14 protein-coding genes are annotated in these 15956 nt (G+C 35.9%); all 14 read left to right on the forward strand.

The window, feature by feature from the left end; all coding sequences use genetic code 11:
* Position 1 precedes the first annotated feature (1 nt).
* The 14 genes from neuC to folD all read left to right on the forward strand — a co-directional run bounded on the left by neuC (position 2) and on the right by folD (position 15955).
* Positions 2 to 1147, forward strand: coding sequence for a UDP-N-acetylglucosamine 2-epimerase (gene neuC, locus DABAL43B_RS03680; RefSeq protein ID WP_079691117.1), 1146 nt, complete (start codon positions 2 to 4; stop codon positions 1145 to 1147).
* Between the two features lie 2 nt (positions 1148 to 1149).
* Positions 1150 to 2223 (forward strand): N-acetylneuraminate synthase, encoded by a 1074-nt coding sequence (gene neuB, locus DABAL43B_RS03685; RefSeq protein ID WP_079691118.1) that lies wholly within the window; start codon positions 1150 to 1152, stop codon positions 2221 to 2223.
* Positions 2216 to 2854, forward strand: coding sequence for an acetyltransferase (locus DABAL43B_RS03690; RefSeq protein ID WP_079691119.1), 639 nt, complete (start codon positions 2216 to 2218; stop codon positions 2852 to 2854). The genes neuB and DABAL43B_RS03690 overlap by 8 nt, the downstream gene beginning before the upstream one ends.
* A 10-nt stretch (positions 2855 to 2864) precedes the next feature.
* Positions 2865 to 3914, forward strand: a complete 1050-nt coding sequence (locus DABAL43B_RS03695) for a nucleotidyltransferase family protein (RefSeq protein ID WP_079691120.1) — start codon at positions 2865 to 2867, stop codon at positions 3912 to 3914.
* A complete protein-coding gene (gene pseF / locus DABAL43B_RS03700; RefSeq protein WP_197684668.1) occupies positions 3914 to 4600 on the forward strand; it encodes a pseudaminic acid cytidylyltransferase in 687 nt (228 codons plus the stop codon). Before DABAL43B_RS03695 ends, pseF begins: the two co-directional genes overlap by 1 nt.
* A 1-nt stretch (position 4601) precedes the next feature.
* The gene (locus DABAL43B_RS03705) at positions 4602 to 5699 is read left to right on the forward strand and encodes an N-acetyl sugar amidotransferase (RefSeq protein WP_079693022.1); all 1098 of its coding nucleotides are present in this window, start codon (positions 4602 to 4604) and stop codon (positions 5697 to 5699) included.
* A gap of 542 nt (positions 5700 to 6241) precedes the next feature.
* The gene (locus DABAL43B_RS03710) at positions 6242 to 7207 is read left to right on the forward strand and encodes a glycosyltransferase family 52 (protein WP_079691122.1); all 966 of its coding nucleotides are present in this window, start codon (positions 6242 to 6244) and stop codon (positions 7205 to 7207) included.
* A 77-nt stretch (positions 7208 to 7284) separates the two neighbouring features.
* Positions 7285 to 8355: a glycosyltransferase family 4 protein gene (locus DABAL43B_RS03715; RefSeq protein ID WP_079691123.1), complete on the forward strand. Its 1071-nt coding sequence runs from the start codon at positions 7285 to 7287 to the stop codon at positions 8353 to 8355.
* Positions 8352 to 9380, forward strand: a complete 1029-nt coding sequence (locus tag DABAL43B_RS03720) for an EpsG family protein (protein ID WP_171996319.1) — start codon at positions 8352 to 8354, stop codon at positions 9378 to 9380. Before DABAL43B_RS03715 ends, DABAL43B_RS03720 begins: the two co-directional genes overlap by 4 nt.
* Complete coding sequence (locus DABAL43B_RS03725; RefSeq protein WP_079691125.1) at positions 9377 to 10447, forward strand: glycosyltransferase; 1071 nt, start codon at positions 9377 to 9379, stop codon at positions 10445 to 10447. The genes DABAL43B_RS03720 and DABAL43B_RS03725 overlap by 4 nt, the downstream gene beginning before the upstream one ends.
* A complete protein-coding gene (locus DABAL43B_RS03730; RefSeq protein ID WP_079691126.1) occupies positions 10434 to 11576 on the forward strand; it encodes a glycosyltransferase family 4 protein in 1143 nt (380 codons plus the stop codon). Before DABAL43B_RS03725 ends, DABAL43B_RS03730 begins: the two co-directional genes overlap by 14 nt.
* A 77-nt stretch (positions 11577 to 11653) precedes the next feature.
* Positions 11654 to 13174, forward strand: a complete 1521-nt coding sequence (locus DABAL43B_RS03735) for a hybrid nucleoside-diphosphate sugar epimerase/sugar transferase (protein ID WP_079691127.1) — start codon at positions 11654 to 11656, stop codon at positions 13172 to 13174.
* A 36-nt stretch (positions 13175 to 13210) separates the two neighbouring features.
* On the forward strand, positions 13211 to 14665 hold the full coding sequence (locus tag DABAL43B_RS03740; RefSeq protein ID WP_079691128.1) for a capsule assembly Wzi family protein: 1455 nt from the start codon (positions 13211 to 13213) through the stop codon (positions 14663 to 14665).
* A gap of 393 nt (positions 14666 to 15058) precedes the next feature.
* Positions 15059 to 15955 carry a bifunctional methylenetetrahydrofolate dehydrogenase/methenyltetrahydrofolate cyclohydrolase FolD gene (gene folD, locus DABAL43B_RS03745; protein WP_079691129.1) on the forward strand — a complete coding sequence of 299 codons (897 nt, stop codon included), beginning with the start codon at positions 15059 to 15061 and terminating at the stop codon, positions 15953 to 15955.
* The last annotated feature ends 1 nt before the right edge of the window (position 15956 follow it).

Raw genomic sequence — 15956 nt, forward strand, 5'->3', positions numbered from 1 at the left:
TATGAGAATTGCAGTATTTACCGGAACAAGAGCAGAGTACGGACTTTTGTATTGGCTGTTAAAAGATATACAAGCAGATCCAACTTTAGAGTTGCAATTACTTGTATCAGCTATGCATTTATCCCCTGAATTCGGTATGACTTACCAACAAATCGAATCAGATGGCTTTGTTATTACTGAAAAAGTTGAGATGCTACTTTCTTCAGACTCTGCAGTAGGTACTGCTAAAAGTATAGGGTTAGGAATTATTGGTTTTGCAGATGCTTTATTGCGTATGCAACCTGATGTATTGATTGTTTTAGGTGACCGTTTTGAAGCGCTAGCAGTTGCGCAGGCCGCTATGATTTTACGCATTCCTATTGCACATATTCATGGTGGAGAGATAACGGAAGGTGCGTATGATGATGCCATCCGTCATGCTATTACCAAGCTAAGTTTATTGCATTTTACCTCAACCGAAACCCACCGTAATCGTGTTATCCAATTAGGGGAATCGCCTAGTCGGGTGCATAATGTTGGGGCGGTAGGATTGGATCATTTACAGCGCAGTGATTTAATGTCGATTAAAGCATTAGCAAGTTCTTTGAATTTCAAGCTTAATCAGCCTTATGTTTTAGTTACTTATCACCCAGTAACTTTGGCTTCTGAGCCAACTAAAGAGTCTTTTTTAAACCTACTAAATGCACTTGAACAATTTCCTGAGTACCAAATTATATTAACCTACCCGAATGCTGATGATGGTGGTAGAGAGATTATTTCTGTGCTAGAAGCTTATGCCCAAAAACAGCCAAAACGTGTGTTGGCAGTACCTTCACTAGGTCAGCTACGTTACTTGAGTGCTGTAAAGTACGCTGCGGCTGTTGTAGGCAATTCTTCTAGTGGCATTATTGAAGTTGCTTCTTTTAAAGTGCCAACAGTTAATATTGGTGAAAGACAGCGTGGACGAATGGCTGCCGAAAGTGTTTTTTCTTGTGCAGCAGATACAGATTCTATTGTTACTACACTTAAAGCAGCATTAAATGCTGACCTGAGTCGGGTAGTGAATCCTTATGGAAAAGGTAATGCGAGTGGCGAAATTTTAGAGCATTTGAAAGTGGCTAAATTGACTACAATAAAGACATTTTATGATTTGAAAGGAGACGGTTAGTTATGGTCAAAATTATTGCTGAAGCGGGTGTTAACCATAATGGTAATAAAGATCTGGCTTTTAAATTGGTTGACGCTGCACATAGTGCGGGTGTTGACATTGTTAAGTTTCAAACATTTAAAGCCAAAAACTTAGTAACTAAAAGTGCTCAACAGTCAGAATATCAAACACGTAATACAGGTATTTCTGAATCACAATTCGAAATGCTTAGTCGCCTTGAACTGGACTATGATACCCATAAAGCTTTAGTTCATTACTGTAATAAGTTAGGTATTGAGTTCCTTTCTACAGCTTTTGATAAAGAGAGTCTACATTTTCTAGTAAATGATTTGAAATTGAAAACTTTAAAGATTCCATCAGGTGAATTGACTAACGCACCGTTTGTATTGGAACATGCACAAACAGGATGCGATCTAATTGTATCAACTGGTATGGCAAGTTTAGCAGAGGTTGAAGCTGCTCTAAGTGTCATTGCGTTTGGCCTGATCAATGCAAGCGATTCACAGCCTAATGAGCAAGCTTTTGCAGAGGCTTATGTGAGTGAAATAGGCCAAGCTGCATTAAAAGATAAAGTGACCATCTTGCATTGTACAACTGAATATCCAGCGCCAGTGAATGAGATTAATCTGAGCGCTATGAATACCTTGAGGTCTACTTTTAAATTGACAGTTGGTTATTCAGACCACAGCGCTGGTATTACTATTCCTATAGCCGCAACAGCTCTAGGTGCCCAATTGATTGAAAAACACTTTACCTTAGATAAAACGATGCCAGGTCCTGATCATAAAGCTTCATTAGAACCTGGTGAGCTAACTGCTATGGTGCATGCCATTCGTGATGTTGAACAAGCTTTAGGTAATGGTATCAAAGGCCCACAACCTTCAGAAATAAAAAATAAACCAATAGCACGTAAAAGTTTAGTAGCAGCAGAAGTAGTTAAAGCAGGTGAGCAGTTTACTGAAAGTAATCTAACTATCAAGAGACCTGGAACTGGCGCCTCTCCTTATCTTTATTGGTCTTTGTTAGGTAAAATAGCTCAGCAAGATTATGTTGAAGGAGACGTTATTCATGTCTAAGCCATTAGTTATAATAGGCGCAGGTGGCCATGCTTCAGTTTTAACTGAAATACTACTGACTGAAGGACGTAAAATTATCGCTGTTGTTTCTCCAGAGATAATTATGGATAGTAGTCCACTTGCAGGTATGAATAGATTGATGACGGATGAAGCTTTATTAGCTACTTATTCACCAGAACAAGTCGAACTAGTTAATGGCATGGGTGCAATCCCAGGTAATGATATGCATTTCCGACTGTTTAACTACTTTTCTGAGAAAGGCTATCATTTTATATCTGTTATCTCACCTGACGCTATTGTTTCGAAATGCGCACGATTAGCTGACGGTGTGCAAATTATGGCCGGCGCAATTGTACAAACAAATGCAAGTGTTAGTATGAATTGTATAGTCAATAGTGGGGCGATTATCGAGCATGATTGTTGCATAGGTGCTCATAACCATATTGCTCCTAATGCTACATTGAGTGGTGGTGTGATTACAGAGAATCAAGTACATGTAGGTACTGGAGCTAATGTAATACAAGGCATAAAAATTGATGAGCAAGCTATTATAGGCGCTGGCTGTACTATAGTTAGAGATGTACCTAAAAAGCAAGTCATTGTTCCTGCACGCAGCCGTATTCTTCGTTAGGAAAGAACTTATGAATGATTGGAAAAATGTAGTTCTAAAACCTGAAGCAACTATTCGTGACGCAATGCGCACTATTGATGAAGCTGCCCTACGTATCGGATTGGTCTGTGATGATCAATATAGATTGCTCGGTACTATAACTGATGGTGATATTCGTCGCGGTTTATTAGCAGCTACTGACATGTGCGACCCTGTCACTAAAGTAATGAATAAAATACCTACTGTTGTAAAACCAACGGATACACGTCAGCAACGTATAGATATTATGGATAAGTATGATTTATTATCTTTACCTATAGTCGATGACGAAAACTGCTTGGTTGGTTTAGAGACCTTACATCAAGTACTACAGCCAAAAAAACGTGATAACCCAGTGTTTATTATGGCTGGAGGTTTTGGTACACGTTTACGGCCCTTAACGGATCACTGCCCAAAACCTATGTTGCGTGTAGGTGATAAACCAATGCTTGAGCATTTAGTTAACCAATTTATTAGTTTTGGATTTCATGATTTTTATATATCTACGCATTATATGCCGGAGCAGATTCGTGAGCACTTTGGCGATGGTAGCCAATGGGGTATAACAGTCAGTTATGTTCATGAAGATTCGCCACTAGGTACAGGTGGTGCTCTAGGGTTACTACCAAAAAATTTGTCTAATTTGCCTTTAATTATGATGAATGGTGATGTATTGACCAAAGTAGACTTTAAACATTTGCTTGAGCATCATGAATCAAATGATTTTGATGCAACCATGTGCGTACGTGAACTTGAGCATAAGGTATCTTTTGGAGTGGTAGAAAGTCAGGACGATCTGATTACTGATATGATCGAGAAACCTACTTACCGCTATCATATTAATACTGGTATATACGTTTTAAGTCCTGACTGTGTAGCTGCTGTACAGCCAAATGAAAAGATAGATCTGCCTACATTGTTAGCACAAAGAATGGAACAAAGTAAGAGAGTAGGTATTTACACAAGCTATGATTATTGGTTAGATATAGGTCAAATGGATGACTACCAAAAAGCCCAACAAGATATTAAAGGCTTCTTATAATGAATATAGCTATTATTCCTGCTAGAGGTGGTAGCAAGCGTTTGCCAGGTAAGAATATAAAAGACTTAGCTGGTAAACCAATGATCGCATGGACTATAGAAGCGGCATTAGATAGTGGTGTATTTGATTACGTGTTTGTCAGCACAGATAGTGAAGATATTGCCATAATATCTAAAGACTTTGGTGCTGAAGTTCCATTTTTAAGACCTGATGAGATTTCTACAGATATAGCTACAACTAATGATGTGGTCACTCATTTAGTTGAATGGTTTGAAGAAGAATATAATAGAGAAGTTATTACAGTAGCAATTCTCCAGCCTACCTCACCGTTAAGAAATGCTCAGCATATTCAAGAAGCTTTTAAAGTAATGAAAGACATGCATGCAAAAGCAGTTATATCTGTCTGTGAGCTTGAACATCCTATCCAATTTTGTAACAAATTAGACTTAGATGGATCGATGAATGGATTTATAGATTCGAAAAATATTAAAAGAACGCAAGATCTAGAACCTTACTATAGATTAAATGGTGCTATATATCTTTTTGGACGTAGCTATGTAAACAGCTTAAAAAGTCTTTATAGTAAGGGAACTTATTCTTATATAATGGATTCTTCTGCATCTATAGATATTGATACAAAGGAAGATTTTAAATTAGCCGAATTTTTTAAGACAAATGGAGTTTAAAATGAATTTTTGCACTAAATGCGTAATGCCAGACACAAGACCGGGAATTCAATTTGATGCTGACGGAGTATGCTCAGGCTGTCAAAGTTTTGAAAAACGTAAAGGAATTGATTTTGACAAGCGTTTCGACGAGCTAAAACTGTTATGTGATAAATATCGTGGGATGAATGGCGCAGATGGTTATGACTGTATGGTTGCTGTTAGCGGTGGCAAAGACAGCCATTTTCAAGTGTATATCATGAAAGAAATAATGGGTATGAATCCCTTGCTAGTATCCGTAGAAGACAACTTCCCTATGACTGATGCTGGTATTCATAACTTAAAGAATATATCGGAAGCTTTCGGTTGCGATATCATAAGTATTAAACCAAATATAAAAGCTCAGAAAAAGATAATGAAATATACTTTTGAAAAATATGGAAAACCAACTTATTTTTTAGACCGCTATATTTATACATATCCATTACATATGGCTGAAAAGTTCAACACACCGTTGCTAGTATATGGCGAAAATATTAGCTATGAATATGGTGGCGACTTTGCTGAAGATACTTATTCTGCAAAAAATCAAATTAAAAACGGTGTGGCCTCTGGTATAACCAAAGAAGAATTGTTAATAGATGGTGTGACCTCAAAGGATTTAAACTTCTTTAATCCGCCTAATGATAAAATTTTAGATAAACTTGATCCTATTTACCTAGGTTACTTTTTAAGTTGGAATAGTTTTAGCAACTATAATTTAGCAAAAAGTAGAGGGTTTCACGATTTGACCCATGAATGGAACAGAACCCACCATATTGAGCAGTTTGACCAAATTGAGTCACCAGCTTACTTAGTACATCCATGGTTAAAATATCCTAAGTTTGGTCACGCAGCAGCCACAGATTATGCTTCAAGAATGATTCGCTATGGAATGTTAAGTAGAGATGAAGCAGTTGATTTAGTAAAAAAACATGATCATGCGCTTGATCCTAGAACAGTAAAAGAGTTCTGCGATTTTCTAGGTTATAAAGAACAAGAATTTTGGTCAATTATTGATGGTTTGTATAATGAAGATATCTTTGAAAAGCAAGCTTATTCTGGTTGGAAGTTAAAGTAATTAAAATATATAGCTTATTATTTATAGAGTTAAAGTTTATTGAGATCTGAACTTGGCACTTACACCGTTTGTCTTCAAATAACTTTAGATTGAAAGTACCTAATTTATTTATTATGAGCAGGTTTTTTAATATAATAGTGTCGAAAAATAGAAGTTTATTTTTAAGTTGATATTAAAAATAAGCGATCTTCGATTCGATCATTACTGCTTGGGTAAATTTTTCTAAGCTTCTAAAGTACACAGCAAGCGAGTGCAATTCTTCCTAGCGGAATATTGTTTTTAATATACCTTTTCTGTTTTTAACTGACTGTATATCGAGTTGTAAAATTAGTTAAGATATTTGCGTTATCGGCAATTTACATGTTGTCAAAAGTAATTTTAGCTATTTGCAGTTCCCTTATGTCATTATTGAATAACCTTTAATCAACAAATATTTTTTAAAAATTTCTGTTAATGAGGTGAAAATATATTATTATGTAATAATTATGTTATACATAATTATTACATAATAATATATTTTAACTTACTGATAGTTGTAAATTATGGATAGTAACAGAAAAACCCCAAGAAGCTTGATTATGTGTGTGACACCATTACAAATGATAATAGCTGAGAAAGTTATAGAACTGAACATAGATAAAGATTTCGACTTGATTGTTATAGCTCTAAGTCATAATGATAAGTATACACATTACTATAATAGATTAAATAAGAAATGTTTAGATAGTATATATTATATTTCCGAAACTGGTCTAAAGGGTTTTTTTGGTTATACTAAAAAAATAAAAGAAAGTAATTTAAATAAAGATTATCAGGAAATATACTTAGCAAGTATAGATTCTAGGCATTTTCAATATATTATTTCCAAAAATTCTTTAGCTCAAATTTATACTTTCGACGATGGCTTAGCTAATATTATTAGTAATGATATTTATTATTCTGATATAGAACCGAACATATGGAAGAAGGCTATATGGTATCTTCTAGGAATAAGGTATTATATGAAGGACATAAAGAAATTATCGATAATGCACTATACAATATATGAAGATATTCCTAATATTATAGGCAATACTAAGTTAATTAAACTTTATGAAGAAGAGGAAGAAGCTGTACATACAAATACATCAGTGAAGATATATTTAGGACAGCCACTATTAGAGCTTTCTAATAAAATCGATAATAGTTATGTAGAAGATGTTTTGAATAAAATTAAAATAGACTTTTATTATCCGCATCCTAGAGAAAAAGAAATCCCTTTAGGCGATTTTGATATCATTGACAGTATGTTGGTTTTTGAAGATTACATTATAGAGTATTTAAAGTGTAATCCAAAAGTAAGTGTTGAGGTTTATAGTTTTATCAGTACTGCTATTTTAAATATATCTCATTTAAATCGTGTAAGCGCAAAATATATTTACAATTCTTATTTGTATGATAGTTACAAAGAGTTTTATGACTTTATAGAAAAAGAACTTAAAATAGATTATATTGATTTGAATGTTTAATATATTAAGTTTGTTCATCGCCTGCATTTAGATTAATTTTTAGAATTTCCATATATAAAATTTTGTAGAATATAATCATGAAAAAAATATGTTTTTTAATTGGTAATCTTAATAATTCTGGAGGTACCGAGAGAGTAACAACTCTTATCGCCAATGAATTAGCAAAAATGAATTATAATATTTTTATTATTAGCTTCAAAGGCGATAAAGAGCCCTTTTTTGAGTTAGATGATAGTATCAAAATCTATTCTTTATATTCCGATAGTATTTCCTTTAAAACTAATTTTTTTGGTGTAATTTGGAAGCTGAGAAGTTTTATTAAAAATAATAAGGTTGATACATTGATTGTGGTAGATAGTATATCTTGCATTTTTAGTGTACCTGCACTTTATAGGTTAAAAATAAACCATATTTGCTGGGAACATTTTAATTTCAATATTAATCTTGGTGTAAGGTCAAGAGATTTAGGACGAAAATTAGCTGCTAGATATTGTGATTATATCATTACGCTTACTCAAAGGGACAAAGAACTATGGGAACAGGGGCTAAAAAATATTCAAGCCAAACTTGTCCCGATTGCAAACCCTACTCCTTATGAAAATACCAATCATATACCTAGTTTAGAATATAAGACCGTCCTTGCTATGGGTCGTCTAACGTACCAGAAAGGTTTTGATTTATTAATAGACGCTTGGGCTGTAGTTTGTAAAACTAATCTTGATTGGACATTGCGTATAGTAGGAAGTGGTGAAGATGAGGAAAACCTAAAGCAACAAGCTAAAAATTTTAGTATTGAAGATAGAGTTAATTTTGTGCCCGCAACTAAAAACGTTGAGACACATTACACAACAAGCTCATTTTATTGCCTAAGTTCACGCTTTGAAGGTCTTCCGATGGTATTATTAGAAGCGCAAGCTTTTGGTTTGCCTATAGTTGCATTTGATTGCGATACAGGACCAAGCGAATTAGTAAATTCAAAAAATGGAATGTTAGTAGAGAAAGAAAATATACAGCAATTATCAACGGCTTTAATTGCATTAATGAATAATAGTAAATTACAGTATTTGAAAAAAGTAAATAATACAGTTTCCACAAATAAAAACTTTACTGTGAAGAATCAAATTGGTCTATGGTTAGATATCCTATGATTAATATAAAATTCACGTATAAAAAATTTTTTTACTGGACGTTTGTAGCTCTTGTAGGTTCAATGTATGTAATTTCTCTTTCCAATATGCCAAATGAATGGTTTCGTGATAGAGATAACTATCTAATTTATGCAAATTATCCAGAATCAATAATTGATCTATATGAAAATAAATTTATATTAATAGTGAATGAACCTTTTTTTCTATATTCAAATATCTGGCTAGGAAAAATATTTGAAAATGATTTCATTCCTAATTTTTTTGTATATTTCATCACTACTGTATTTATTTTTTTTATAGGATATAATGCAAAGAGTACAATTGGTTTTATTTTTGGACTGGTTTTATCTATTCTTATACCTTATATTCTTCAAGCGGAGTTAGTTGCTTTACGTCAAGGTTTGGCTACGGCTTTATTTATACCATTCTTTTTCTTAGTAAAAGATGATAAGAAAATTTTGGTTATTCTATTAGTCTGTGCTTTTTTTCATTCTATATTTTTCTTATTTTTTTTGTTCTATTTTTTAAATTTTTTTGTTTTAAGTAGGTTCAGTATAAGAAAAAAATTAATTATAAATTCTGTTTTTATGATGATTTTATCCCTTATAGGTATAGTTGTTGCTAAGTATCTTGGTCTCAGACAGGGTTCTGAATATATGGGAGTTGAAGGCGATGTTGGTGGTGGCGCTTTCCTATTGTTTGCTTTTGTGTTCGTATATGTATATGCATATGGAAATAAAGATAATAAGAGGCTTTATGAGTTTGTTATGATCGGGTTGACGATATTTCTTACCTCTTACTTTTTATCTCCTGTTTCAGGCAGGCTTTTTAATACAGTAGCCCCTTTTCTTGTTTTCTTATTAGTTAGTAAAAATAGAACTATTGATTATATATTTATTAGTTTTTTGTCTGTTGTTTTTTTAGCCTTATTCCTAAGTGGTTCCTATTATGAACTTTTAGCGGTTTCTGAGTTATTGATACCAGAATACTTTATGAAATATTTGCAAAGTCTGTTTAGTTTATGAAAATTTTATACTTGATTACAGGCTTAGGATTAGGTGGTGCAGAAAGAGTTGTAGTTGACCTTTCTGACCAAATGAATTTATTAGGTCACAATGTAAAAATTGCTTACCTAACAGGCGAGATTCAAGTTAAGCCTGCTTCGTCGGACGTAGAGATAATAGCCTTACATTTAAATTCAGCAAAAGATTTTTTATTAGCATCAAAAAAATATCAAAAGCTAGTTAAGAGCTTTCGCCCTGATGTAGTGCATGCTCATATGGTGCACGCAAATATGTTTGCTCGCCTGAATCGTGCATTCTGTCCAGTTTCAAAACTTATTTGTACTGCTCACAGTTCTAATGAAGGTGGTAGAGCTCGTATGCTGGCTTATCGTCTCACTAATAGATTGTCAAATCTTAATACTAATGTGAGTGAAACAGCAGTTAATGCTCTCATCGACAGAGGCGCTTTTTCTAGAAAAAATTTAATTAATGTTTATAATGGGATTGATTTAAGCCGATTTGAAAAAAAATCTGACTTCATAGCGCTTAATCAAAATTTTATAAATATTCTAGCGGTAGGTCGTTTTAGCGATGCTAAAGACTATCCTAATTTAATTAGTGCTTTTGCATTACTTAGAAAGAATAATAATAGGGGTATTAAGCTTAGTATTGTAGGTGATGGTGAGCTTAGACCTCAAATAGAATCTTTAATTAAAGAGTTAGGTTTAGATAGAGATATCACATTATTGGGCAGACGCTCAGATATTCCACAGCTATTAAATCAAGCTGATATTTTTGTACTAGCCTCTAAGTTTGAGGGTTTTGGGCTGGTAGTTGCTGAGGCTATGGCTTGCGAATGCTATGTAGTTTCAACTGATTCTGGCGGTGTAGCCGAAGTGATGGGCAATACAGGCCAACTAGTCCCTATTCAAGACAGTCAAGCATTAGCTGATGCATTACAAAACGCCGTAAATTTAAGTGATGAAGATAGAGTAGATAATAATAAAAAGGCTAGAGCGCGAGTTGAAGAGCTTTTTTCTTTAAAAACCTCTGTACAAAAATGGTCAGCATTATATGAAGCAGAATAAAAAGATAGTTCTTATAGGTACGGCAGCCAGTAGCGTTTTAGGCTTTCGAGCTAACTTAATTAAAGCTTTATTAGCACAAGAGTACAGTGTTTATGCTTTTGTTTCTGAATATACTCAGGCTGAACTAGATAAGATAGAGTTTTTAGGTGCCATTCCAGTAATTTACCAGTTAAAGCGCGGCGGACTTAACCCTTTAGTAGATATTAAAGTTACTTATGAGCTTTCTAAGAAAATAAAGCAGATAGCGCCAGACTTAGTGTTTTCCTATTTTTCAAAACCAGTAATTTTTGGCACTATAGCAGCGAGAATAGCTAAAGTACCCAAGGTTATAGGTATGTTAGAAGGATTAGGTTATGCCTTTACTGATCAACCTGAAGGATTCAGTAAAAAAACATATCTTATTAAAAGCATTCAAATATTGCTGTATAAATTAGCTTTGCCTCAATTGAACAAACTTATTTTCTTAAATTCAGATGATTCAAAAGACTTATTAGATAAATATAATATTAAAGTCAAACAAGCTGAGATTCTGGGCGGTATAGGTTTAGATCTAGCAGATTACGCTTATCAGCCTGTAATAAATATTGAACGACCTATAAAGTTCATATTTGTTGGTCGTTTACTAAAAGAAAAAGGCATACATGACTTTATTGCTGCAGCACAGATAGTGAAGGAAAAGTATCCCCAAACACAGTTTACCGTTTTAGGCGCTATTGATGCTTCTAATTTAGGCGCATTAAAGCAATTAGAATTAGACAAGTTAGTTGCATCGCGTATTGTCAACTATCCTGGTAAAGTTGATAACGTGCACGATTGGTTAGTTGATTCTGATGTATTCGTGTTGCCATCTTATCGTGAAGGCTTACCACTCAGTACCCAAGAAGCAATGGCGATAGGGCGTGCTGTTATCACTACTGACGTTCCTGGTTGTCGTGATACCGTGATAGATGCGGTTAATGGGTTTTTAGTAGAGAAATGGAATCCTAAAGCGCTAGCTGAAAAAATGATTTATTTTATAGAAAATCCTGAACAGATTGTAACGATGGGCTATGAGAGTTATAAGATGGCACAAGAGAAGTTTGATGCGAACGAAGTCAATAAACACTTATTGGCTATTTTAGATCTTTAGTATCTATTAAATGGCTAAACGTAATATATTTTAATTTTCTAGACATATAAAAATTTAGAGTGAATAAAGGGCAGAGCATGAATATATTAGTAACTGGTGCCAACGGTTTTGTAGGTCACTCATTAGTTAATAATTTGATAGATACTAAGCACAGCGTTGTAGCCGGTGTTCGTGAAATTCCTTTAAAGAAGCTTAACTGTGAATACAGGCTTATAGGTAACCTTGAAGCTAACACTGATTGGAACGATGCACTAAAAGGTGTTGATGTAGTCGTTCATGCTGCCGCTCGTGTACATTTAATGAATGATAAGTCTGCTGACTCTCTTACTGAATTTCGTAAGGTTAATGTAGAAGGAACTTTGAATCTAGCTCGACAAGCTGTCGAAGCAGGTGTAAAGCGTTTTATATTTATCAGCTCAATTAAAGTAAATGGAGAAGGAACAGAGCTTGGTAAGCCCTATACTGCTGATTCTAAGCCTAATCCTATCGACCCTTATGGTATTTCTAAATATGAAGCTGAGCAAGGCTTACTTAAGCTAGCAGAGACTACGCCATTAGAAGTAGTAATTATTCGTCCGACCTTAGTTTATGGTGAAAACGTAAAGGGAAACTTTCATTCATTAATGAAATGGACTTATAAAGGAATTCCTTTACCAATAGGTGGTATCAAAAAAAACTTGCGTAGCTTAGTGTCTGTCGATAATTTGGTTGATTTTATTATTACCTGTATTGAACATAAAGACGCTAAAAATGAAGTATTTTTAATATCTGACGACGAGGACATTTCTACCGCTAGTTTATTAGAAAAAATATCAAAAGGTTTGGACGTCAAAAATAAAGCGGTAAATATACCTCCTAAACTCATCAATACGGCAGCAAGTGCACTTGGTAAATCAAGTGTGGCTCAAAGGCTATCAGGCTCTTTGCAAGTAGACATTAGTAAAGCTAAAAATTTATTAGATTGGCAGCCTAAATATTCAACTAGTGAATCAATTCGAAAAACAGCCGAATTTTATAAGTCAAACTTAGCTAGTCATAAAGCTATGACCTTACAAAGACCTTTAGACGTTATCTTTTCAGCAACAGGATTAGTAGTGGCTTCTCCACTATTAATCGGTACAACAATAATTGGTTACCTTGATACAGGCTCGCCTTTATTTATTCAAGAACGGGTAGGTAAAGAGCAGAAACCGTTTAAGCTTATTAAGTTTCGTACGATGAAGGTGAGCACAGAATCTGTTGCCAGTCACCTTGTCGACAACACTTCGATAACGAAATTAGGTAAAGTGCTGCGTAAAACAAAATTAGATGAATTACCACAACTGTTAAACGTAATAAAGGGCGAGATGAGCTTGGTAGGTCCAAGACCTAATCTTTTTAATCAAAACGAACTTATCAAAGCTAGAGAAGATATGGGTGTTTATAAGGTACTGCCTGGTATCACCGGTTTAGCTCAGTTAAGTGGTGTTGATATGTCGACACCTGAACGCTTGGCAAAAAAAGATAAAGAAATGATTGATAGTATGAACCTTAAAAACTACTTTTCTTATATTGTTAAGACTGCTTTGGGTAAAGGTAGTGGCGATGCAGTTAAATAAAACTCAATAAAATTTAGTCATTGGAAGTAATCTATTATGTATAAAAAACTAAGTATTCTATTGAGTTTTGGTGTTTTATCATCAGTGTCTATGCTGGCATCAGCGCAGAACCTGTATATGAACGATCTAAAGCTTAAAGCAGATCTTGACTGGCTTAATACTCAAGGGGTAGCACAGATTAGCACCAGTACTTGGCCGCTGACCGCTAATGAGATCAAACGCGCTTTAAATACCGCTAATGCCCAGACGTTAGCGCAGCAGCAGATACTACAGTCGGTACAAACGCGATTGAATCAGAACCGTGACTCAGTGGTAAAGGGATCGGCAGCATTGCATATACAAGCCGATAGAGATCAACTACCACAAAAATTCGCCGACGATCAACTTGCTGGTCAACAAGCAAGCGTAGGGGTGTCGCTTAGCGAAGCGGAATGGGAATTTAATTTACAAGCTAACTTAAAGAACGATAAGCTAATTGATGACGACTCAGATGTTAGCTTTGAGGGCTCATATCTTGCGGGTACTGTTGCTAATCAGTGGTTAATCGCAGGTAAAATTCCAACGTGGTGGGGACCTGGGCATGATGGTAGCCTTATTCGAGGCGATGCAAGCTTGCCAGTCGCTGGTTTCACCATGCAGCGTGATCAACAAACAACGCCGACATCTCCATATTTATCATGGGTCGGACCTTGGCAGTATCAGCTATTTGCTGGCCAGTTAGAGGATTATGAGGCGATTCCAGATACTAAGCTATTTGGTGCAAGGCTTACGGTTAGCCCATGGGAATGGTTAGAAGTCGGTGCGTCACGTACCTTTATGTGGGGCGGTGAAGGTCGTCCACAGAGTTTTAGTTCTTTTACTGATGCTCTTTTAGGAACCAAAGATAACGAAGCAACTAATAGTATTGAGGCAGCTGATGATCCAGCCAATCAGCTTGGCGGTTTCGATGCTCGCTTAAACTTATCACCATTGGTGAATGTACCTGCTGGCATTTATGGGCAGTATATCGGTGAAGATGAAGCAGGCGGTTTGCCAGCTAAAAACATGTATTTAGCAGGTATTGATTATGCATCTGCTGCTTATGGTAAACCTTACCAGCTTTATGCGGAATATACGGACACTCGTTCTAGTGGCGAAGTCAGAGGTATATCCTATGACCACTTTGTTTATACCGATGGCTATTATCAGCAAGGTTTCCCATTAGGTTATGCATTAGGTGGCGATGCGGAAAGTATCGCGCTTGGTGGTCGCTTATGGCTTGATAGTCGTAACTTTATCAATGCAAAATTACAGCATGCCAAAGTAAATCAAGCAAATGAAGCCATTAATCAAGCATTCCCAACGACTGATAAGCTGACCGTTCTCGATGTGGCTTGGGAACATCAATACAATCCAAAGACGCTTATATCTAGTAGGCTGTGGGCAGTAGATTCAGATATCCAGTCGACTGATGTCGGCGTAGGTGTAGGTATCGAGCTACAGACTTATTAGATGGTTGCTCAATCAGTTTACAAACGTCTTTGAACGTGAAAAGTCGGTTTATTAGCATTTAATAGATCGGTTTTTTTATAGTAATATTATTTTCTTTTAATTATCACCTTTTAATAGGGCGCTAGGATTTTTTGGCGTAGAGAGGTACAATATCATTCTTAATTATATAATCGATTCAATTTAGAAAAAATACAGTGTTGCTGGGACAAATGTTGCGAAGCCTCTGGAGTGCGAAGCGCACAGCAAGTGAGGAAAACATATCCCAGCAGCACGCTGTTTTTAACGTATCTCTTTTATATCCAACTGATTATAATCGACCAAGCTTAAGACAGGCATGCAAGTGGTTGCAGGCACTGTCTTTCTTTTTTTATCGCACCCTCTATTGGAGTTCTTATGTCTATTACGTCAACTGCCCAAGGATCTGCTACCGTTTTGGACGGTAAAGCACTTGCTAAACAAATAGAACAGCAACTGCGTACGCGTGTAGACGCTATTAAAGCTAAGACAGGGCGCACACCAAGCTTAGCGACGATATTGGTTGGTGATGATCCAGCCTCAGCGACTTATGTACGGATGAAGGGTAATGCTTGTAAGCGTGTTGGTATGGATTCTATACGAGTTGAGATGCCAAGTGTGACGACTACTGAAGAGCTTATATCTAAGATAGACGAGCTCAACAGCAATCCAGACGTCCATGGTATTTTGCTGCAACATCCAGTACCTGCGCATATCGACGAGCGTGCTTGCTTTGAGCAGATTGACTTGGCAAAAGACGTCGATGGGGTGACGTGTCTTGGTTTTGGTCGTATGGCGATGCAGCAGTCCGCTTACGGTTCGTGCACCCCGCAGGGTATCATGCATTTACTAGCGCATCATAATATTGAGTTGGCAGGTAAAGAAGCGGTGGTCGTAGGGCGTAGTGCTATCTTGGGTAAGCCAATGGCGATGATGCTATTAAATGCCAACTGTACGGTGACGATTTGCCATTCAAGAACACAGGATTTAGAATCCCATATTAAGCGCGCCGATATCGTTGTTGGCGCAGTTGGCGTGCCTGAGTTGATCAAAGCTGATTGGATTAAAGCTGGTGCTGTGGTTATCGATGCCGGCTTCCATCCAACCGATAATGGCGGCGTTGGTGATATCGAATTGCAAGGCGTAGAAAATATCGCCAGTGCTTATACACCAGTCCCCGGCGGCGTCGGTCCAATGACCATTAATACCCTTATACGCCAAACAGTCGATGCTGCTGAAAAATCAGCGGGTTTAGATGGTAGCGTAAGCAGCTGAT

This window comes from Psychrobacter sp. DAB_AL43B (genome assembly GCF_900168255.1).
Taxonomy (GTDB): Bacteria; Pseudomonadota; Gammaproteobacteria; order Pseudomonadales; family Moraxellaceae; genus Psychrobacter.